Origin of the sequence: Streptomyces sp. NPDC057099 (assembly GCF_042671245.1) — a bacterium.
GTDB classification, from domain to species: domain Bacteria; phylum Actinomycetota; class Actinomycetes; order Streptomycetales; family Streptomycetaceae; genus Streptomyces; species Streptomyces purpurascens.
Map to the genome: position 1 here is coordinate 42073 of NZ_JBHUTX010000037.1, position 19331 is coordinate 61403.

At 71.5% G+C, this 19331-nt stretch carries 22 protein-coding genes; all 22 read left to right on the forward strand.

The window, feature by feature from the left end; genetic code table 11:
* Positions 1-59: 59 nt before the first annotated feature.
* Complete coding sequence (locus tag ACFT4A_RS31715) at positions 60-1202, forward strand: AAA family ATPase (protein ID WP_382836976.1); 1143 nt, start codon at positions 60-62, stop codon at positions 1200-1202.
* Positions 1199-2998 carry a hypothetical protein gene (locus ACFT4A_RS31720; RefSeq protein WP_382836877.1) on the forward strand — a complete coding sequence of 600 codons (1800 nt, stop codon included), beginning with the start codon at positions 1199-1201 and terminating at the stop codon, positions 2996-2998. The genes ACFT4A_RS31715 and ACFT4A_RS31720 overlap by 4 nt, the downstream gene beginning before the upstream one ends.
* A 226-nt stretch (positions 2999-3224) precedes the next feature.
* Positions 3225-3698, forward strand: coding sequence for a hypothetical protein (locus ACFT4A_RS31725; protein ID WP_382836880.1), 474 nt, complete (start codon positions 3225-3227; stop codon positions 3696-3698).
* Between the two features lie 99 nt (positions 3699-3797).
* A complete protein-coding gene (locus tag ACFT4A_RS31730) occupies positions 3798-4223 on the forward strand; it encodes a hypothetical protein (protein WP_382836883.1) in 426 nt (141 codons plus the stop codon).
* Positions 4220-4972 (forward strand): relaxase/mobilization nuclease, encoded by a 753-nt coding sequence (locus tag ACFT4A_RS31735; RefSeq protein ID WP_382836886.1) that lies wholly within the window; start codon positions 4220-4222, stop codon positions 4970-4972. Before ACFT4A_RS31730 ends, ACFT4A_RS31735 begins: the two co-directional genes overlap by 4 nt.
* Before the next feature lie 106 nt (positions 4973-5078).
* Positions 5079-5774 carry a hypothetical protein gene (locus tag ACFT4A_RS31740; RefSeq protein ID WP_382836888.1) on the forward strand — a complete coding sequence of 232 codons (696 nt, stop codon included), beginning with the start codon at positions 5079-5081 and terminating at the stop codon, positions 5772-5774.
* A 23-nt stretch (positions 5775-5797) separates the two neighbouring features.
* Positions 5798-6556, forward strand: coding sequence for a hypothetical protein (locus ACFT4A_RS31745; RefSeq protein ID WP_382836891.1), 759 nt, complete (start codon positions 5798-5800; stop codon positions 6554-6556).
* Complete coding sequence (locus tag ACFT4A_RS31750) at positions 6553-7212, forward strand: hypothetical protein (RefSeq protein ID WP_382836894.1); 660 nt, start codon at positions 6553-6555, stop codon at positions 7210-7212. Before ACFT4A_RS31745 ends, ACFT4A_RS31750 begins: the two co-directional genes overlap by 4 nt.
* A gap of 15 nt (positions 7213-7227) precedes the next feature.
* Positions 7228-7632, forward strand: a complete 405-nt coding sequence (locus ACFT4A_RS31755) for a hypothetical protein (RefSeq protein WP_382836897.1) — start codon at positions 7228-7230, stop codon at positions 7630-7632.
* Positions 7633-7899: 267 nt separating this feature from the next.
* The gene (locus ACFT4A_RS31760) at positions 7900-8283 is read left to right on the forward strand and encodes a hypothetical protein (RefSeq protein ID WP_382836900.1); all 384 of its coding nucleotides are present in this window, start codon (positions 7900-7902) and stop codon (positions 8281-8283) included.
* Positions 8280-9083: a DUF317 domain-containing protein gene (locus ACFT4A_RS31765; protein WP_382836903.1), complete on the forward strand. Its 804-nt coding sequence runs from the start codon at positions 8280-8282 to the stop codon at positions 9081-9083. The genes ACFT4A_RS31760 and ACFT4A_RS31765 overlap by 4 nt, the downstream gene beginning before the upstream one ends.
* Before the next feature lie 29 nt (positions 9084-9112).
* Positions 9113-9469, forward strand: a complete 357-nt coding sequence (locus ACFT4A_RS31770; protein ID WP_382836906.1) for a hypothetical protein — start codon at positions 9113-9115, stop codon at positions 9467-9469.
* Positions 9466-10305, forward strand: coding sequence for a DUF317 domain-containing protein (locus tag ACFT4A_RS31775; protein WP_382836909.1), 840 nt, complete (start codon positions 9466-9468; stop codon positions 10303-10305). The genes ACFT4A_RS31770 and ACFT4A_RS31775 overlap by 4 nt, the downstream gene beginning before the upstream one ends.
* 73 nt (positions 10306-10378) lie before the next feature.
* Entirely contained in the window at positions 10379-10996 is a 618-nt protein-coding gene (locus ACFT4A_RS31780) for a hypothetical protein (RefSeq protein WP_382836912.1), read from the forward strand.
* A gap of 26 nt (positions 10997-11022) precedes the next feature.
* Entirely contained in the window at positions 11023-12813 is a 1791-nt protein-coding gene (locus tag ACFT4A_RS31785; protein WP_382836915.1) for a type IV secretory system conjugative DNA transfer family protein, read from the forward strand.
* A gap of 114 nt (positions 12814-12927) precedes the next feature.
* On the forward strand, positions 12928-13380 hold the full coding sequence (locus ACFT4A_RS31790; protein WP_382836918.1) for a hypothetical protein: 453 nt from the start codon (positions 12928-12930) through the stop codon (positions 13378-13380).
* 162 nt (positions 13381-13542) lie between these two features.
* Positions 13543-14184 carry a hypothetical protein gene (locus ACFT4A_RS31795; protein ID WP_382836921.1) on the forward strand — a complete coding sequence of 214 codons (642 nt, stop codon included), beginning with the start codon at positions 13543-13545 and terminating at the stop codon, positions 14182-14184.
* Between the two features lie 133 nt (positions 14185-14317).
* The gene (locus ACFT4A_RS31800; RefSeq protein WP_382836924.1) at positions 14318-15244 is read left to right on the forward strand and encodes an alpha/beta fold hydrolase; all 927 of its coding nucleotides are present in this window, start codon (positions 14318-14320) and stop codon (positions 15242-15244) included.
* A 308-nt stretch (positions 15245-15552) separates the two neighbouring features.
* A complete protein-coding gene (locus ACFT4A_RS31805) occupies positions 15553-16416 on the forward strand; it encodes a hypothetical protein (RefSeq protein WP_382836927.1) in 864 nt (287 codons plus the stop codon).
* Positions 16413-17684, forward strand: a complete 1272-nt coding sequence (locus tag ACFT4A_RS31810; RefSeq protein ID WP_382836934.1) for a DNA cytosine methyltransferase — start codon at positions 16413-16415, stop codon at positions 17682-17684. The genes ACFT4A_RS31805 and ACFT4A_RS31810 overlap by 4 nt, the downstream gene beginning before the upstream one ends.
* Entirely contained in the window at positions 17684-18802 is a 1119-nt protein-coding gene (locus ACFT4A_RS31815) for a DnaB-like helicase N-terminal domain-containing protein (protein WP_382836937.1), read from the forward strand. The genes ACFT4A_RS31810 and ACFT4A_RS31815 overlap by 1 nt, the downstream gene beginning before the upstream one ends.
* Positions 18803-18867: 65 nt before the next feature.
* Positions 18868-19314 carry a transposase gene (locus tag ACFT4A_RS31820; protein WP_382836982.1) on the forward strand — a complete coding sequence of 149 codons (447 nt, stop codon included), beginning with the start codon at positions 18868-18870 and terminating at the stop codon, positions 19312-19314.
* The last annotated feature ends 17 nt before the right edge of the window (positions 19315-19331 follow it).

Genomic DNA, 19331 nt, shown 5'->3' on the forward strand with positions numbered 1-19331 from the left:
CCACACCCGGAACGCCTACCGGTCCAGCGCGCACCAAGGCCGGCGAACTACGGGCCAAGGTGGCCCGGCTGCTGGCCGACCGGCCGGCGGACACGCTCACCATCGGGGACATGGCCAGGCAGCTGGGCCACTCCCACGGCGCCGTCCGCAACGCCGCCCTCACCCTGGTGCGACGCGGCGAGGCCGACCAAGGCGGAACCGGACAACCGGAGTTCCGCGCGAACGCGAAAACCGCCGCAGCCGCGCAGACCGCTGTGATCAGCCCACCGGGCACCCACTCTCCCCGCGCCCAGGCGGCCACGGCCCGCACGACCACTCCCGCAGCAGCCACGCCCCGGCAGACCGGCCCGATCCGCCGCGCGGGGGGCCAGCTCTACCACCCCCGGGAGCTGGCCGATCTGCCCGACGTCGAGGCGTTGAATCGCCTGCGCGACGCCGACGTGCCGGTGCTGCTCTACGGCCCTCCGGGCACCGGCAAGACGAGTCTGGTCGAGGCGGCGTTCGAGGACCTGCTCACCGTCGCCGGTGACGGCGACACCACGGTCGGCGACTTGATCGGCGAGTACACACAGGACGACGCGGGAGCCTACGTCTTCCAGTACGGTCCGCTGGTCACCGCGATGACCGAGGGCCGCGCCCTGCTGATCGACGATGCCACCTTGATCTCACCGAAGGTCCTGGCGGCGCTGTATCCCGCGATGGACGGGCGCAGGCAGATCCAGGTCAAGGCCCACAAGGGCGAGACCATCAAGGCCGAGCCGGGCTTCTACGTGGTGGCGGGCCACAATCCCGGCGTCCACGGGGCGGTTTTGACGGAGGCGCTCGCGAGCCGGTTCAGCGTGCAGATCCAGATCGGCACGGACTATGACCTCGCCCTGGCGCTGAGGATCGATGCGCGGGTGGTCCGGGTCGCCCGACACCTCGCCCGCCAGGTCGAACTCGGCGAGCTGGGCTGGGCCCCCCAACTGCGGGAACTGCTCAGCTACCAGAAGACCGAGGCCGTCCTCGGCACCAAGGCCGCGCTCGCGAACCTGGTCGGCATCGCTCCTGCGGAGGATCGCGACGCCGTCGCCGCCGCCGTCATCAAGGCTGCCGGCGTCAAGAAGATCGCTCCCCTCACCCTCGGCAAGCAGCTCCCCGCCTCAGCCGCCCGGCAGCCCCCGGGCAGCACCGGCTCCGCGCACCGGGGCCGCTCGCGATGAGCGCCCACCACCACGTCCAGTCCCCCGCCACCACGCCGGACGACGACGCCGACCTTGCGCGATGGGACGACGACGGCGCGCCGCCCGCGCAACCCCGTTCCTCCCCGGACGCGTGGCTGCGCGTGGGAGCCGAACTCGGCGATCGGCTGGTCGCCCTCTCCGGCCGCCAGGACCTCCTGGTCACCTGCCGCCCCGGCACGCGCAGCGGCGCACCGGCCGCGTTCTTCCCCACTCTGGGCGAGGTCGAGTTCGACGCCGGCCTGTTCGCCCCGCTGAAGCCCCACGAGATCCATCCGCGGATCGTGGGCGACGAGGAGCGGTATCCCGCCGCCTGGGGAGTGTTCGTCCACGAGGCCGCGCACGCGGCCCACTCCGTCTGGACGAAGCCTGCCGGAGCGAACCCCCGTGTCGTCGAGGCCGCGCTCCTGCTGGAGGAGAGCCGCGTCGAAGGCGCACACCTGATCACCCGGCCCACCGACCGCAGCTACCTGCGCACCAGTGCCCGAACCTTGGTCATGCCCGACATCGCCCACCCCACCCTCCAGGGCATCGAGCAGGCAGCCGCCGTGGCGGCCCTGATCCTCGGCCGCCGTGACGTCGGCATCCTGGACGCCGGCGAGACCCGGCCCGTCGCCGATCTGTGCGAAAAGGTGCTGGGCGCGCCCCTGTTGGCCACCCTCACCCGCATCTGGAGCGACGTCCACCAGTGCGCCGACCACGACGCCACCACCATGCTCGCGCACGCTCAGAAGTGGTGCGACGCCCTGGACGCCGCGGCCCCCGCCCTGCCGGTGCCGGGGAACCTCGCCGATCTGCTGTCCGGCGCCGTGGGGGTCGTCATGGACAGTACGGCAGCCACCGACGCCGCCGACCTCGCGGCACAGGCCGCAGCGACCAACGCCCTGGCCAATCGGTCGAGGGAACAGGCCAACGACCGCGCTCAGCAGGCCAGTCGGCGACGGCAGGCCGCCGCCACCGCGAGTTCCGTTTTCAACTCCGGCGGCGCCACCGTCACCCCCGACGGCACACCGGCGCCCTACAGTAATCCGGTCACCGGCACCCGTCGGCCCACCGCCGCCGAGCAGAGTGCCGCCGCGCGCCTGGGCCGTGCCCTGCGTGCCGCCGCCTACCGCGAGCGGACCGAGGAACGAGTCACGAGCCCCACCCCTCCCGGCCGTCTCAACATGCGCGCGGCCCTGGCCCGCGACGCTCAGCGCGCGGCCGGGTCGGTCCCCACCGCGGAACCGTTCACCCACACCCGCCGCCGGAACTCCCCCACCCCGCCGTTGCGGGTGGGGATCGCGGTGGACGTCTCCGGCTCCATGCGTGCCGCCTGCGCGCCCGTCGCGTCCGCTGCCTGGATCGTGGCACGCGCAGCAGCCCTGACCGACCCCGACTCCCGCACCGCCACCATCGCCTACGACACACATCTGACCGCACTGACCCGGCCCACCCACCGGGCACCGGAGCGCGTGACAACGTTCGGTGCCAACGGCAGCAGTCACAACCTCGCCAACGCCCTAGACGCGCTCGACCACGGCCTCGAACTCAGCCGCCCCGGTGCCGGCCGCCTCCTCGTGATCGTCACCGACGCCGTCTATACCCCCGACGAAACCGCTCAAGCAGTCACCCGCGTCAAGCGGCTCACGACCGCTGGCTGCGCCGTACTCCAGCTCACCCTCACCGCCAAGTCCCACCACTTGCCGGGAACCACCTTGCTGCACCTGCCCCAGCCCTCCAGCGCTCCCGTCGCCATCGCCACGGCGGCCACAGACGCCATCCGCAGGACACGCTGAGACGACGCAGAAGGCGGAAGCGTCCCCGAGACCACCGCCACGCACTCCAGACCACCTCCGTCCGCCGCATGAATCGTGCATCTGATGCGCGACCCTCCGCAACGACGCAGGCCACCACCCCAACCGCCGACGAAAGGCACTCGATTTGAAGCCCCAGACCAGCAGCCCGACCTCGAACGCAACGCCCATCAAACGGAATTCCCCGGGGGTTCGAACCCACTGGTCTGTGGAGCACGCCTGCTCTCACGCCGTAGTTCATGACCTTTCCGGCCGTCCCGCCGACAAGCGAGCGGGCTTCGCACGCTGGCTCGCGTGGAAGGACTGCACCGCCTGCTGGAAGGCGGCGCGCGACGCCGACACCGAGTCGAAGGAGGAGTGGCTCGCGGCGAAGCGCGCGGAGGAGCGGGAGGCTGCCGTCGCGTGGGCGACGCAGTTCGACATGCCGCAGTTGCAGGGCCCGGAGAGGGCCCTGGACTGGGGCGAGCGCTCCCGCCACCAGCTGATGACGGCCGCACACACTGCGTTGGTCGTAGAGGGGGCCTGGGACGAGGCGAACTGGGCGGAGCTGGAGGAGAAGGCCCGCTTCGTCACCCGTGCCGGGTGGTGGGTCGACCAGCGCGATGCAGAGGGCGCTGACCTGCTCGAACTCCTCGACGCCGCACGCGAAAACGACCGCGGGACGGAGAACCCGTTCCGCTGACGGCGGGGCAACATAGCCGCCAAACGCCGGTTAGCCAAACCGGCGTTCCTCCGGACTATTGATGCTCCCACCCCGCCCGCAACCGCGTGGAAGGAACTCATGTCCCAACCCCCATCCACCTCGGCGTTCGCGCCGACGCCCGACCCGCTCACCCCCGACCGGGACATCACGCACCAGCACTTTCAGGCCGGTGACACCGTCGTCGTCCTGAAGGGGGTGGCCGGCGGGGAACTGTGGGGCGACTCGATGCGCGTCGTGGCCCCGTCCTGGCACACCCCGACCGACGAGGACGGGTGGCGGCTGCGGGATGCGACCGGCGGCGCCCAGTCCTACGTCACCGCCCACCCCCGCTACCTCGTGCACCTCTCACGCCGCTGCCCGGACTGCCTGATCTACCTGCGGGCCATGGAGGACACCCTCCTACCGAGGTACGCCGGCCGCGACGAGCTGATCGACTGCGGCTGGTACACCACCACCGCCCTAGGCCAGCTCGTGCACATCGCCGACATCCGGAGCGGCCGGTGATCCCCCGCCTGCACGAGCGGACCCACCGGCCCCACGACCCGCTCGAAGAGGCGCTGGGGCGGCCGGTCTCAACGAACGAGGGCCTGACGGAGCACACGATCGTCGCCCGCTGGCCCGGCCTGGATTACTTCACCCTGGACGACGAGCAGAGGATCTGGACGTCCGTCCAGTGGGCCGAGCACCTCGAAGACCCCTACCTGGAGCATCCGTTCGCCGCCAGCCCCGACGACGACCGGCGGGCGATCCTCCACCTCGACATCCGCCTTCACCCGGACGACCGGGAACTGACCGGACCGGAGTGGGCCGAGGTCGCTCAACGGCTCGCGCGGGCCGCCGGCATCGAGATCCCCGGCAAGGAACATGGCTGCCGGTGGATCGCCGTCCAGGCCCAGCCAGGGCGCCTCGATCTGATCGCCAACCTGCTCCACCTCGACGGCGCGTGGCACGCTCCCCCCGCGGACAAACTGCGGCGCCTGGCACAGGAGGCGCGTCGCATCGAACAGGACCTCCACCTGATCCCTGTCCGATCCGACCCCTCTTCGCGACCTGCCGTCCGCCCGGCGCTCACGGCGTCGGCCCAGCTCGCGACCCTCCTCACGCAGCTCGCCGACGAACAGGCCGGCCCTCTGGCCGCGGTACGCGGACTCGTCGAGCACACCTCGCACCGGATCGCCCGCCAGCCGGGAGCAGCCAGCACCGATACGGCACACCGCCTGGAGCTGATCGCCCGCCGCCTGCACACCATCTAGCAGGACCTGGAGACCACCGCAGCCCACCTGGTCCAGCCCCCTGCCACCGCCGTACTGCCCGCCGTCCGGCACACGGCCCACCGATCGCCGTAGGAGAAACGTCTCTTTGCCCCGTTCCGATCGCGTCCTGGACATCCGCCGCGACCCGCACTCCGACGAACTCCTCGCCCGCGGCGGCGACTGCGAGGCACACAGCATCCTCCAGCGCGCCGGGTTCATCGCCGTCGTCCGCGTCCACGAGACCTACCACCGCGCCCCCACCGGCCTGACCGAGGACGACGAGTCCCGTCTCGCCACCGACGCCGTCGCCCGCCTCCGGGGCGCCGGATACCACGTCGACTGCGACACGGACTTCGACACCGACGCGCATCCGGCCAGTTACCTGCCGCTGGGCGCTTCCGTCACTCACCTCGCCGAGCGGATCCGCGAGGCCACCACCACGGACGAGGCCGCCGAGCGCCTGACCGAGCTGACCGCCACCCACGACGGCATCCTCGCCGCGCTGGACGAAGTCCTCACCGCCACCGCCGACTTCCACGACGGGCTCGGCCAGGCGGCCGACCCGTACATCGCCCGGCGGCTTCGCTACCTCGCCGACGAGCACCTTCGCGTCATCCGTACCGACCTCTCCGAGACCCGCAACCAGCTCGCCGACCGGCACGCCCCGCACCCCGGCCGCAGCACCTGCACGGAAGAGGTCCCCGTCACCGAACACGAGCGCTCCGCCGTGTGCGCCTGCCCGCCCCCGCCGCGCACGCTCCCGGCCCCGCCACCCCCGGTGGCCGCCGGACTGCGCCGCTGATTCCCACCTCGCTCAAGGACACCATGCACGACCACGACACCTCCGAGCGCCTCGCCTCGTACGCCGACGTCCTCGCCGGGGAACTCTCCGGCACCTGGACCAGCTCCCACCTCCCGCCGGACGCCAAGGACGACCTCGCCGAACTCACCGACCGCATCTGGGACCTGGACCTGATCGCCGCCTCCCTCGCCGAGCACCCGCTGAAGCAGGCCGCCGTCCTCACCCGCACCGACAGCGCGCAACTCGTCGTCCTCGACCGCCATGACAGCCGTGAGGGCTTCCTCATCGCCGCCGTCGCCCCCGGTGACCTGCCCGACGAGGCATACCGAGGCGTGAACGAACCGAACGGCATCGCCCTGACGGACGACCCCTTCACCGGCGCCGAGCTGGTCGCCGGCGACCTGCTCGCCCGCTACGACGCCGCGCTCGCACAGGCCCGCCTGAACGCGACCGAAGAGATGCTGCCCTCGCAGCCGGACCGCCTCGTCCTGACCTGGCAGCCGGACGGCAGCATCACCACCGCGCCCGTCGACAACCGTTCCGGTGCGATCCTCATCGCCAACGGCTTCGTCCAGGACCCACAGAGCGGCATCTACCGCCTCAACGGCGATGACAGCCGGGCGCAGGCCCGTGCCCTGCGCGCGCTCGGCCCGCAGCTGGACGCGATCGGTATCGGAACCAGCGTGCAGCATCCCCCAGACCGGACCCCTCCCACCTCCACCCCGGCTTCCGCTCCGCCGGTTCCGGCAGGCGCCCGCACACCGGCAGCCCGAGGGCGATGACGCAGACCGAGCCCGACTTCTGGGTGCTGGAGTACGTCACCATCACCAAGGACCCCCGCACCGACCTGGTCGTCGCCATCGGCGGCACCGAGCAAGCAGCGGACATCCTCCAGCAAGCCGGCGGCTTCCTGACCGCCCCCGGACCCCGCGGGGACTACCACCGGCTACCCCACGGCCTGCCCATCGAGCAGCAGCGCCGCAAGGCGACCGCCGCCTCATACGCCCTGCTCGCCGCCGGCCACAGCGTCCACCTCGACCCCGCCCTGAACACGCTGGCCACACCCGACGGAGAACGCGAAGCGGCCCTGCACTACCTGGCCCGGCTCGCTGAGCGCGCCTCTGGCGCCGAGACCAGCAGTGAGGTGGCCGAGGTCCTGACCGAGATCGCCGCCCCGGTTAACGGGCTTCTGCCCCTGACCAGGGAGGTGGTCGTCCGGGCCTGGATCGCCGCCGACGGCCTCCAAGGCGCCGCCCCCGGCGAAAAACCCGAACCCATCGCCCAGCTCGGCGATACCGCCAACTCGCTCTCCCGCGCCGCGCACCTCATTGGCCTCGCCCGCAACCACGCCGCACGCGCTGCTCACCGGCCGGACCCCACCCTGACGGCCCCGAGCCCTGCGCTGCCTCGTGCCGTCCCGGCGGCCCGCCGCCGCTGAACCGAAACGAGGTCCATGGCCAACCTGGCCGACGAATACGGCACCGATGTCGAGATCTACATCAAGCCCCTGACCACCACCATCCACGCCGACACCGCCTCCGGTTCCCCCGCCGCACTCCACGACCTGCTCGACCAGCTCGGTCTGGAACGCCACGAATACCCGGCCGACGCGCCCCTCTACATCTGGCACACCGTGCCCGAACACCTCGACGCCGATGAGCAGAAGCGTCTGGCCAGCAGGGCGATCCCCGCGCTGCTGAAGGCCGGATACGAGGTCGACTGCACCTCCGAGATCCTCGACGCGAGCGCCTACCGGCAGGCCGTACGTGAGATCCGCTCCCGTACATCCCGCCCCGCCCCAGAGCAGGCCCCAGCTGCCCCCGCCGCCCGCCCGGCACCAGCCAGGCGCGCCCAGTAGAGCCAGTTGTGCGGGCCCCGGTATCCCGCCGGGGCCCGCCCTGCGGCACCACCCGTACCTCGGAGAACCCCGTACCCCCATACATCAGCAACCGACCAAGGCCCCGACTCGCCGCAGCCCTCTTCCGCCGCTATCTGCGCGCCTGCATTCCGACCGGCCCCGACCGTGCCTCCCCGCTGGCTGGCGCCCGCCCGGAGGCCGTCGTCGCCGAGGCCCAGCGAGTCGGGCAGCGCCACCACCACTGACCGTCCAGCGACCCGGAGGAGCATGACCCACCCCGCCCCCGACCCGGTGAGACTGGCTGACGAGATCACCCGCCAGCTCGGCCAGCTCACCGACCACCTCTCCCAACTGTCCCCGCCCCAGGCCGCGCAGGTCATCGCCCGCATCCTCGACCCAGACAACGGCGTCCTCGGCGGCATCACCCACCTCGTGGCCACCGGCAGCGTGTTCGCCAAGGACCAGGCCGAACAAGGAGTCCTCCCGGCGGAGGTGTGGCTCGCCCTGGGCCGCGCCTCGAACGAACTGCACGACATCACCCTCGACCTGGACGAACACCAACACACCCTGCAGCGCGTCAGCACCCAGCCCGCCACCACCGTGGCGAAGCCGCCGGCCCCCGCACCGCTCGTCGTCCGGCGTCGCCGGTGAAGAAGAAGCAGTGGCAGGGCAGGGGGCCCGGCGAACACGCCGAGCAGCACTACCTGGTCCAGCCCCGTGCCCTGGCCGGCGGCGGCGACGTCCGGCACGCCTCGGAGTTTCTGCGCGCCTCAGGCTGGCGGGACAAGTCCAAGAAGGACGGCCCCCTCACCATGGAAAGCCCCGACCGCACCGTCCGCGTCGCCTATGACCCGTACCTGCTGCCCGGCGGGTGGACCATCCACGGCAGGGCGGAAGGTGCGAACGGCGCGTGGTCGGCGCACCTGGGCCAGCAGACCCCGGTGGAGATCGTCGCCGGTCTGACCGATGCCCTCACCCGTCCCCAGTCCGCCCACGCCCCCAACGCCTGGGGGCCCTTGAAGGAGCAGAACTGGCACACGCTTTTCGAGGGCGGGCACTACATGGCGACCAGCCCCGACGGGACCGCGTGGATGCACTACCGGCAGAGCGTCGACGGCGAGGCGATGTGGTGGACCGGAGCGAAGGACACCCAGGGCTACGGCTGGGCGGCGAGTTTCACGCCGAACACGCCAATGCACCTGGTGCAAGCCTTCTCGACCGAACTCGCCAGTCCCGAGCCCGTGATGCGCCCGCGCGGACGCGTGCCGCTGAGCCCGCAGATCCGCACCCGGTCCGTCTCCGTCAGACCGTCCCAGCTCGGTGCCTGGCAGCAAGCCCGGATCACGGACGCCCGCGCCGCCACATGGGCTCGCAACAGCAACCGACGTACCCGGCCGCGCACCACAGCCCGGCCCCACACCCCGGCCGTCAGCGCCCGCACCCGCCGCTGACCCTGATGCCCACCGTCTAAAGGAGCCCGATGCCCGCACTCACCCCGGACTCGCTTCACGCTCTGACCGAGACTCTGGCGGACCTCACCGACTACCTGCGCGAGAACCCCGACCCCGAGGAGGCCCTCGCTCTCGTCGAGCCCCTCCTCGACGAGTACACGGGCCTGCCCGTCCAGCTCGCCGACACCCTGCGCGCCCTCGCCCGCGCCGTGCAGGACCACCCGGACACCCCGCGCACCGCACACGTCGGCCTTCTGGTCGCGGAACTGCGCATTGCCGCATGGGAGCAGGCCGACCAGCACACCCTCCACTACGTGCTCGACCACCTGCGGGCCCTGCACGGCAGCCCGGCCGGCAGCGAAGCGGGGTGCGGCCGGTGCCCGTGAGCGAACGGCAACTCGCCGCGTTCGCCGACCAGCACGCCGGACGCATCCCACTCGACACCAGCCCCCGCCACCTCGCCGGCCCCGGGGACGCCCGCCACGTCACCCACGGCCTGGCCGCCGCCGGATGGAGCCCCGTCTCCGACCCGCTGAGCGCCGAGATCGTGCTGCGCAGCCCCGACCTGCGCCACCGGCTCCAGTTCGACCCGCAGTCCACCACCTCCGCATGGTGGCGGCTGCAGGCAGCGCCCACCGGCACCGAGCCCGGCTGGTACGCCGAGTTCGGCGAACACGTCCCCGCCGAAGTCCTCGCCGGACTCACCGACGCACTCATCGCTCCGCCGCCCACCGGCCCGACGAGCCTCCTGCCCGTGCTGGAAGCCGCGGGATGGATCATCGACGGCCGAGGCATCGCCTACAGCGCCCCGCCGGGGTGCAAGGTGCTGCGCCTGCCCGAGAACAGCGCGGGCACGGTGCCCTGGCGCGAACAGGAGCGCGTCACGTGGCACATTGACGTCCGCGACCGCTTCGACGACGCCAGCCGTGGCACCCACCTGTGGCACGCCGCCTTCAACGGCCACACCCCCGAGCACCTCGTGACCGCCTTCGTCGCCGCGCTCGCCGATCCCGCGCCGCTGCAGCGCGGCACGTTCGACCACACCGCTATCCACCACGTCGTGCAGAACCCCAGCTCGCTCACCGCGCAGCAGACCGTCGACGCGCACACCACCCGAATCAAGGCACTCCGCGCGCAGGCACGCACCGCCCGCCGGCAGCAGACGAAAGCCGCAATGCCCCCGGCACACGCCGACACCGCGCAGCCGGCCGCGCGCCGCTGAACCGACAGGACCCCTGCCCATCTCTAACGATCACCGCACGCACCGCTCCTTCCTCCGCCGCCTCGACCGCTACGTGCGGGACAGCGAGAAGATCCTCGACGCCTGGGACGCCTACTCCGACGAGCACACCGACCTCGACGGCTGGCCCTACGACGACCACGCCTACGGCATGCGCAAGAGCCAGCGCGACGCCGACACCGCCGAAGGGTTCGAGCCGCTCCGCTACGGCGCCCGGCACCTGCTGGCGACCGCTGAGACACAGCTGGCCCAGCTGCCGAAGAAATCGGTGCAGAGCCGCTGGGTCTACCAGCTGGGCGTCCTGCGCTACGCCCTGGACCGGCTCGACGCACTGCACGAGCAATGGCTCATCACCCGCGACGCCCTCCCCGCCACCGCCAAGCCCGGAACCCCGGCCTTCGACGACGCCCTCGCCGGACATCACGCCGAATCCTGGAGCTACCTCGACGACTGGGCCACCCACGGCAAAGCCATCCGCGAGATCAACACCGCCGCCCGCAACGCCCCTTCGCCACTGCTCCCCCGCCGCCACGCCCGGCCGCCGCACCACGGCACGGAAGTGACCATGCCCCCGACTCCCGAGACCGTCGAGTCGACTTCGTCATCCCGCGCCACCTCGCCGACGGCGGTGACCCCGCCTGGATCACCGTCCCGGCACGGCCACAGCCACTGACCCTCCCCGCCCGGAGTACGTAGCCCTTGCCCCCTTCATCCTCCAGCAGCAACACCGACGGATACGACCTCGTCCTGCGCCTCCTCCTGGGCGTGCTCGCCGTCGCCGTCCCCCTCGCCCATCTGGCCTGGCTGTCCGGCAACATCACCGCCTACCTCACCGCCACCAGCTGGGTCCCGTACCAGCCGACCGCAGCGCTGCTCCACCCCGAGAAGCTGTGGCCCGAGGCGGGTGAAACGTCCTTGCTGATCGGCGCCCGCATCGTCCCCGTTGTCCTGTTCCTCGCCCTCGGGGCGGGGGCGGGCGTCCTGTGGGCCCGGCACAAGAACCGAGGCGGCGGGCGGAAGAAGATCACCGGTATGGCCAAGGCCCGGGACATCGAGCCCCTCATGGCCAAGGCCATCACCGACAAGGCCCGCTCGCTCCGGCCGAGCCTGAAGGACACCAAGCACATCGACGCGAAGGACACCGGGATCCTCCTCGGCAACCTCCAGGGCAGCCGCCACGAGGTACGCATGGGGTACGAGGATGTCGCCGTCGCGATCATGGCCCCGCGATCGGGCAAGACCACAAGCCTCGCGATCCCGTCCATCCTCAACGCGCCCGGACCCGTCCTCCTCACGTCGAACAAGGCGGCCGGAGACGCCTACACGGCGACGCTCGACGCCCGGTCGGAGGTGGGGCGGGTGTGGACCATGGACCCGCAGCAGATCGCCCACGCTGAGCGCGAGATGTGGTGGAACCCCCTCGCCTCCGCGAAAACCCTGGACGGGGCGAACCGGCTCGCCGGACACTTCCTCGCCGCCTCGGTGGACGCCTCCCAGCAGGGCGACTTCTGGTCGAAGGCCGGCAGCAACATCCTGTCCCAGCTCCTGCTGGCCGCCGCGCTCGACGAGCGCCCGATCACCGACATCATGCAGTGGCTCGCCTTCCCCGCCGACCGCACACCGCTGGACATCCTGCGCGACCACGACTTCGCCGCCGTCGCCGCTCAGCTCAAGGGCACAGTGGAGGGGCCGCCCGAGACCCGGGACGGCATCTACGAGACCGCCCGACAGTACGCCGCTGCCCTGCTCAACGCGGAGATCGCGGCATGGGTGACACCACAGAAGGATGCCGCCGAATTCCGTCCGGCCGAGTTCGTCACCTCCAAGGACACGTTGTTCCTGCTGAGCAAGGACGGCGGAGGCGGAGCCTCGGCGCTGATCGCCGCGTGCGCGGATGCGGTGATGCGAGCCGCAACCGCACAGGCCGAACGCGCCGGCGGGCGCCTCGACCCGCCCATGCTCGCGATCCTCGACGAGGCCGCCAACGTGTGCAAGATCAGCGACCTGCCCGATCTGTACTCCCACCTCGGCAGCCGCGGGATCATCCCGATCACCATTCTCCAGTCCTACCGCCAGGGCCAGAAAGTCTGGGGAGACGCGGGCATGGACGCCCTGTGGAGCGCTTCCACCGTGAAGGTGATCGGCTCCGGCATCGACGACCCCGACTTCGCCGACAAGCTCTCCCGGCTGATCGGCGACCACGACGTGGAAACCACCTCCACCTCGCACTCCGAGTCCGGCAAGAGCACATCGGTGTCGATGCGGCAGGAGCGGATCCTTCCCGCCGACGCGATCCGCGCCCTGCCCAAGGGCACCGCGCTCTGCTTCGCCACCGGCATGCGCGCGGCCATGCTCGACCTGCGCCCCTGGTATCTCGAGCCCGGGGCCGACGACCTGTCCGCCGCGTCCGCCCACGCGTCGAAGGCGATCACCGCCCGCGCCGTCGCCAAGGCCGCACCCCAGCGGACCGACTTCACGAAGGCCGCCTGACCGCGTCCCTCCCCCGAGCGGCTCCGAGTCTCCCGGGCAACGCGATCCGCATATCCAACTGCCCCGCATTTCGCTGGCAGTTGTTCAGCAGAGAGACACCTCCCGCAGAATCACATGGCCTTTACCGACCATCCTGATGTCTTCGTCGGCGCGACCGACGACGCCTGGACCTTCGTCATCCTCAACCGCCGTATCCCCGGCGCCGCCCGCATGCTGACCGGGGCGGGATTCACCGCCCGCCAGCACCTGGGCCGCACCATCTACGTCCTGCCACCCGAGACCGCCGAGGACGCGCACGAGCGTGCCGGTGTCGCTGTCTACGGGCTGATGGCCCACACGATGGACCTCGTCGACCTCGCCTGGACCACCCGCCACCACGGGCCGGAGCGGGCAGAACTCGACGTGTCCATCCGCTTCGCCGACGGCACCGTCACCGCGACCGCGGCCAAAGTGGCTTCACCCGGGCGGGATCCGAGGCACAGTACGCGCTGCCGCCCGGGCAGGGTGAAGACGAGGCACTCGGCCCTGTCGTCCGCGCCGAGTCCCACCTCTACGCCAGCGGCATGAGTGTGCGCGTCACCCTCGGCATCGCGACCCTGCAGGACATCCCGCCGGCCCCCTCCCACGCCCCGGTCGCACCCGCGCCACCGTCCACCCCACCGGCCAAGCGGCGCAGCCGCTGAACCCCGTCCCTCCTCTCCCGGGAGTAGCACTCTGCGTCAGATCGACATGACCGCCGAAGTGGACCGACTGCGCCACCTCGGCAGCGACTTCGAAGCCCTTCTCGGCGAGATCCGCTCGCTGACCCTGGCTCCGGGCACGGACGCCCGGCAGCAACTCACGCGGAAGGTCGTCGCCACGCACGAGCTGGTCCAACGCGCCATGGAACGCCTCGCCGCCCTCGACGGCAGCCAGTTCACCGCCGTCCCCGGCAGCCGCCCGACCATGGAAGCGCTCGCCTCCGTCGTCGAGGCCGCCAGCGTGGCCGCGTCCGACCTGGCCAGGGCCCTTCTCGCTAACCCGCTCGAGGGCGCCCCGTTTCCCGGCCCGCCCGCCGATGAAGCCGCGGTGCGCCGAGCGCGCCACGCGCAGGCGGCTCCCGCCATGGCGGAACATCTCGCGGACGCCGCCCACCAGATCGACCTCGCCCACACAGGCTGCTCTTACCTCGCCAACGGCATCACCCGCGACCTGAAGCATCACCGAACGCAACCGGTCCGCCTCCCTCTCCTCCGGGCCGCCGGCCGCAGCCCTGCCGTCAAAGACGCAGCACACGGCGCGCCCCACCCGATGACCCTTCCCGTGTCTTCCTTCGCCAGCGAGTCAGCGGCACCCGACGCATCACCGAACCCGCCCAGCGGTTGGCGCTGACCGCCGTCGTGTAGGCCCTCAGGGCGCGGCGCGGGCGCCGCTGCGACAGCGCGGTCCGGCGCGGTGTCCCGGCAGGCATCGACCAGCCCGGCACGGCTGTCCGCAGCGATCACAGCCCGGAGTCCCCTCCCCTATGCCCAAACCACCCACCACAACGCAGGTGTTGCCGGTCCTCGCCACGGACGGCACGCCCCTGTCCGTCTACCGCGATCCGCCGGTGCGCCCGCGTCGCAGCAGCGCGACGGTCGTACTGGTGCACGGCGCTTCGGTCACCGCCGACCTGTGGCGCCTGCACACCCGGCACCTGAACGAGCTGGGCCTGGACGTCCTGCGCTACGACCAGCGTGCCCACGGCCACACGCCCCCAGGCACGGCACCCCTGACCATCGCGCAGCTCGCCGACGACCTGCACCAGATCCTGACCCACCTCCAGCCCACCGGCCCGCTCGTCCTCGCCGGCCACTCCCTGGGCGCCCTCGTCCTGCAGGAACTCGCCGCCGCGCACCCGCAACTCCTCGACCGCGTCCGGGGCATGATGCTGCTGTCGCCCACCGCACGCGGTGCGACCGTGCTTCCCGGCCGCGGCCCCCGGGCCCTGCTGCTCGCCGCCGGCCGCAGCCTCACCGCCCTGACCTGCGGCCACGCACCCCAGCTCGTGGATCTCCTCCGCCGCGCGCTGCCCGCCACGCACCCCCACAGCCTCACTCCACGCCCAGCGAAGAGGGCCTCCGGCCCACCACCGTGCCGCCGCGGCGTCCGCCACACCACAACCGGTGATCTCGCCGACCTGTGGAAATGCCTGCGCGAATACACCCCACGCGACCTGACCGCCATGGACCGGCTCGGCGACCGACTGCTCCTCATGGCGGGAGCCGACGACCAGCACATCCCCGCCGCTCACACCCAACAGATGGCAGCCCAACTCACCGACGCCGGGCTGGAGATCCTCCCCCGCACAACGCACGCCCTGCCCATCCGCCACCCGGCTCTCATCAGCTCTCACATCGCCCGCCTCGCCGCAGAACCGGGCAGCCCGCAGCCGGGGAACTTGCCGTATTAAAGTTCCCCGCCTTCCGCACCATTTCATTAGCTGCTGATCCAGAGCAGCGCCGGGTCCATTCCGCCGCGCACCCGCTGACCCTCACCGCTGCGGCCCCGCCTCCAGACCAAGAGCGGCCGGAATCCGGTCGTTCATGCCGCAAATGCCGCCCGGCGCGCTGACCGATTCTGACGCTCGCAGCCTGTCATTCCGGACTGCCCTATCCCCACGCCTGCGCCGGGGCGCATCTCTGAACGCAAGGATTCACGATTTCCACCTCCCCCACGATCCGCTGTCTTTCTCTGGGTGCCGGAATTCAGTCCAGCGCCATGCTCGCCCTGTCGGCGGAAGGTACTCTCCCGAAGGTCGACCATGCGATCTTCGCGGACACCGGCTGGGAACCCGCAGCCGTATACGCCCATCTTGACCGCTTGGAAAAGGAGATTGCCGGACCCGCCGGAATATCCGTGCTACGCGTGTCCTCCGGAAACATACGCAACGACGCACTCGACCCTGGGCACAGATTTGCCTCCATGCCGCTCCACATTCTGAATCGGGACGGCAAGGCAGGGATGACCAGAAGGCAGTGCACAGGCGAATATAAGGTAAAGCCAATCAAGAAGAAGGTCCGCGAACTTCTCGGATATCCGCATCCTCAGCGCATCCCTGAGGGCGTGTTCGTCGAGCAGTGGGTCGGCATCTCGACCGATGAATTCCACCGCGCGAAGGACGCCGACGTCAAGTACATGCGCAACCGGCATCCCCTTCTGGACATGTCCTGGAGCAGGGCCGACTGCGTGCGATACCTGACCTCGCTCGGTCTCGCCGATACACCGAAGTCGAGTTGCCTGGGATGCCCGTTCCACGGAAATGCCCAGTGGAGGCATATCAGGGACACCTCTCCATCCGAGTGGGCGGACGTCGTCGAATTCGACGCAGCCATCCGGCAGGGCAATGCCCGCGCCAACGCGTCGGGCAACCGACTGCTCGGCCAGGCGTTCCTGCACCGCTCCCGCGTCCCGCTGAGCCAGGCACCGATCGACCACGTCACCGCAGCCGAGCGGGCCGCCCTGCGGCTCAGCGCGGACGAGGCCGACGCACTGGAGAACGGCGTCGAGGACGGCTGCTCTCCCTGGGCGTGCCGCGGCGACGCCGACGCGCTGACGCAGGACGACTTCGGGCTGGCCACGTGATACTCGACCTCTTCGCGGGGCCGGGCGGCTGGAGCAGGGCACTGCACGTCCTGGGCGTGCGCGACGTCGGGCTGGAATGGGACCAGTGGGCGTGCAAAACCCGTTCGGCGGCTGGGCAGTTGACCATCCGGTCCGACGTGGCGATGTATCCGACCTGGCCGTTCGTCGGCCGCACCCGCGGTGTGATCGCCTCGCCGCCGTGCCAGGCGTGGAGCATGGCCGGCAAGCGCCTGGGCCTGCTCGACCAGCCGCTGGTGCACGCGGCGGTCGAGGACCTGGCCGCCGGCCGTGACACCCGCGAACGGCTCCTCGCCGCGTGCCGCGACGAGCGCTCCTTGCTCGCTGCCGAGCCGATGCGCTACCTGTACGCGCTGAACGCGGTCGGCGAGCCCGACTGGGTCGCCATGGAGGAAGTACCCGACGTCCTGCCCCTGTGGAAGCAGTACGCGGCCGTCCTGCGCGGATGGGGTTTCTCCGTCTGGTACGGGATCCTCAACGCCGCCGACTTCGGCGTCCCACAGACCCGGAGACGAGCGATACTCCTGGCCTCCCGCGTCCGGACGGCGCAGCCGCCCACGCCCACGCACGCGCAACTCGCCGAGCCCGAGTCGCTGTTCGGTCCGGGCCGCGCCCGCTGGGTCAGCATGGCCGAAGCCCTGGGATGGGGTGCGACCGACCGCCCCGTTCCCACCGTCTGCGCGGGCGGCGGACCCGGCGGCGGGCCCGAGCCGTTCCCGTCGGGCTCCCGCAAGACGCTGTCCGACGCCCGTGAGCGCGGCACCTGGATGCCCCGGCCGGACGGGGTGGTCCTTCCCTCCCGTCGCGAAGGCGCGGGATGGGCGGCCCGGCACGGCACCCGCGAGAACCGTGCCGCCGACGCTCCGGCGCCGACGTTCACCGCCGAGGCCCACCGCTGGTCCTGGTCCCTGCGCAGCAACAACCAGGCCAACGCCACCGTCCGTTCCCTGTCCGAGCCGGCCGGCACGCTGTTCTTCGGGCACCGCGCGAACGAGTGCACCTGGGTCGCCGAGCCCGCCTCACCGCCGGCCGAAGAAGCCGATGCGCCTGCGGTTCCCGAGGCGATCCGGATCACCGCCCGCGAGGCGGGCCTCCTGCAGACCTTTCCCGCCGACTACCCCTGGGCCGGCAACAAGGGCCAGCAGTTCTCCCAGATCGGCAACGCCGTACCGCCGCTCCTCGCTGGCCACCTCCTCGCCCCGCACCTCGGCGTCACCCTCGACCCCGACGACTTCACCCTCGCCGCCTGATGCCCCACGCCCCCGGACCCGACGAAGACGACCTCGACGCCATCGCACCGCCCCAGCCCGTGTTCCACGTCGAGCAGGCCCTCCTCGGGGCCCTCCTCCTCGACCCTCACCGTCTGGACGACGTGAGCGGCATCGCCGCCGACTCGTTCTCCACCGCCACGCACGCCGCCCTGTACACGGCGATCACCACCCTCCCGCGGCCCGACCCCGCCGAACACGCGAAGAACACCCAGTGGCTCAACCGCGTACTCACCACCGGCCAGGAGCAGGCGCGCGGACTGACCGCCTCCTACCTGCACACCCTCGTCCAGGTCTGCCCCTGGCCCCGCCACGCCCCCGCCTACGCACGAATGGTCGAGGCCGAACACGCCCGCCGCCGCCTGCAGACGGCCGCCGAACGCCTCGTCCACACCGTCCACGACGCCTCCCTCCCGCACCCCGTCCAGACGATGCTCACCGAGGCCGACGCGCTCACTGCGGTCGTGGACGACATCGCCCACCGCTTCCCGCCCCGCGCAGGCGTCCTGCCCCGCACCACGGCACCACCATCGCCCGCCGCGCCCGACCCCACAGAGGCCGCCGAAGAGGAGCAGATCCTCCTCGCCACCGCCACGGCCTACCCCTCCGGCATCGACTCCGTCCGCTGGCTGCTCCCCGACGACCTCACCCTGCCCCTGCACGCCGGCCTGTGGCAGTGCCTGACCGCCCTGGCCCGCCGCAACGAGCCCGTCGACCCCGTCACCGTCCTGTGGGAAGCCCAGCAGCGCGGCCTGCTGGACGACGGCAATGAGCCCGGTGAGGTCCTCCGCCTGCTGGCCGAACCCGCCGGTTCCGTCGAGCACTGGAGTGAGCGCGCCCTGCAGCGCTCTCTCCTGGCCACGGCCGAACACACCGGCCGGCGCATCGAGGCGTACGCCGGCGACCCGGCGAACACTCCCTTCCAGCTCGTCGTCGGCGCCCGCCGCGCCCTCGCCGACATCGCCGCCGTCCGCACACGCTGGCAGCACGCCACCGGAGCCACCCCACCACAGCAGCGGCGGCCCGCGCCCACCACCCGCGCCGGCCCGCCGACCACCACGGCCGCGCACACCGCCCGATCCACACGAGCAACCCGGTAGCCCCGAGTACACCAGTGGCCGGACCCGAAGGCCCGGCCACCGGCAGAACAGATGAGACCCCCAACGTGACTCCCGCCATCGACGCCCACGTCCGCCTCGACACCCACCCCACTCGCCGGATCAAGGCGTGCACCGTGAACAACCTGCTCTTTCCCGGCGCCCGCCAGGCCATCCAGATCAAGCGCCGCCGCACCGACCGCAAGACCGGCAAAACCACCGTGAAGACCGTCTACGCCGTCACCAGCCTTACCTCCGAGCAGGCCACCCCCGCAGAACTGGCTTCCCTCGTGCGTGGCCACTGGAAGGTGGAGGCCCTGCACCACGTCCGGGACACCACCTTCGCCGAGGACGCCTCACAACTGCGGACCGGAAACGCACCCCGTGCGATAGCCACCTGGCGCAACCTCGCAATCGGAGTCCTGCAGCTGACCGGCGTCACGAACATCGCAGCCAGTCTGCGCCACAACGCTCGCGACGCACGACGCCCGCTCGCTGTCCTGGGGCTCGCGTGATCACGAACCGGACATCA

Excerpts from the sequence above, each read along its gene's own strand:
- ACFT4A_RS31755 (WP_382836897.1), top strand. The coding sequence starts at position 7,228 with ATGGCCAACCTGGCCGACGAATACGGCACCGATGTCGAGATCTACATC.
- ACFT4A_RS31730 (WP_382836883.1), top strand. The coding sequence starts at position 3,798 with ATGTCCCAACCCCCATCCACCTCGGCGTTCGCGCCGACGCCCGACCCG.
- ACFT4A_RS31750 (WP_382836894.1), top strand. The coding sequence starts at position 6,553 with ATGACGCAGACCGAGCCCGACTTCTGGGTGCTGGAGTACGTCACCATC.
- ACFT4A_RS31770 (WP_382836906.1), top strand. The coding sequence starts at position 9,113 with ATGCCCGCACTCACCCCGGACTCGCTTCACGCTCTGACCGAGACTCTG.
- ACFT4A_RS31800 (WP_382836924.1), top strand. The coding sequence starts at position 14,318 with ATGCCCAAACCACCCACCACAACGCAGGTGTTGCCGGTCCTCGCCACG.
- ACFT4A_RS31720 (WP_382836877.1), top strand. The coding sequence starts at position 1,199 with ATGAGCGCCCACCACCACGTCCAGTCCCCCGCCACCACGCCGGACGAC.
- ACFT4A_RS31795 (WP_382836921.1), top strand. The coding sequence starts at position 13,543 with ATGACCGCCGAAGTGGACCGACTGCGCCACCTCGGCAGCGACTTCGAA.
- ACFT4A_RS31745 (WP_382836891.1), top strand. The coding sequence starts at position 5,798 with ATGCACGACCACGACACCTCCGAGCGCCTCGCCTCGTACGCCGACGTC.
- ACFT4A_RS31760 (WP_382836900.1), top strand. The coding sequence starts at position 7,900 with ATGACCCACCCCGCCCCCGACCCGGTGAGACTGGCTGACGAGATCACC.
- ACFT4A_RS31815 (WP_382836937.1), top strand. The coding sequence starts at position 17,684 with ATGCCCCACGCCCCCGGACCCGACGAAGACGACCTCGACGCCATCGCA.
- ACFT4A_RS31790 (WP_382836918.1), top strand. The coding sequence starts at position 12,928 with ATGGCCTTTACCGACCATCCTGATGTCTTCGTCGGCGCGACCGACGAC.
- ACFT4A_RS31805 (WP_382836927.1), top strand. The coding sequence starts at position 15,553 with ATGCTCGCCCTGTCGGCGGAAGGTACTCTCCCGAAGGTCGACCATGCG.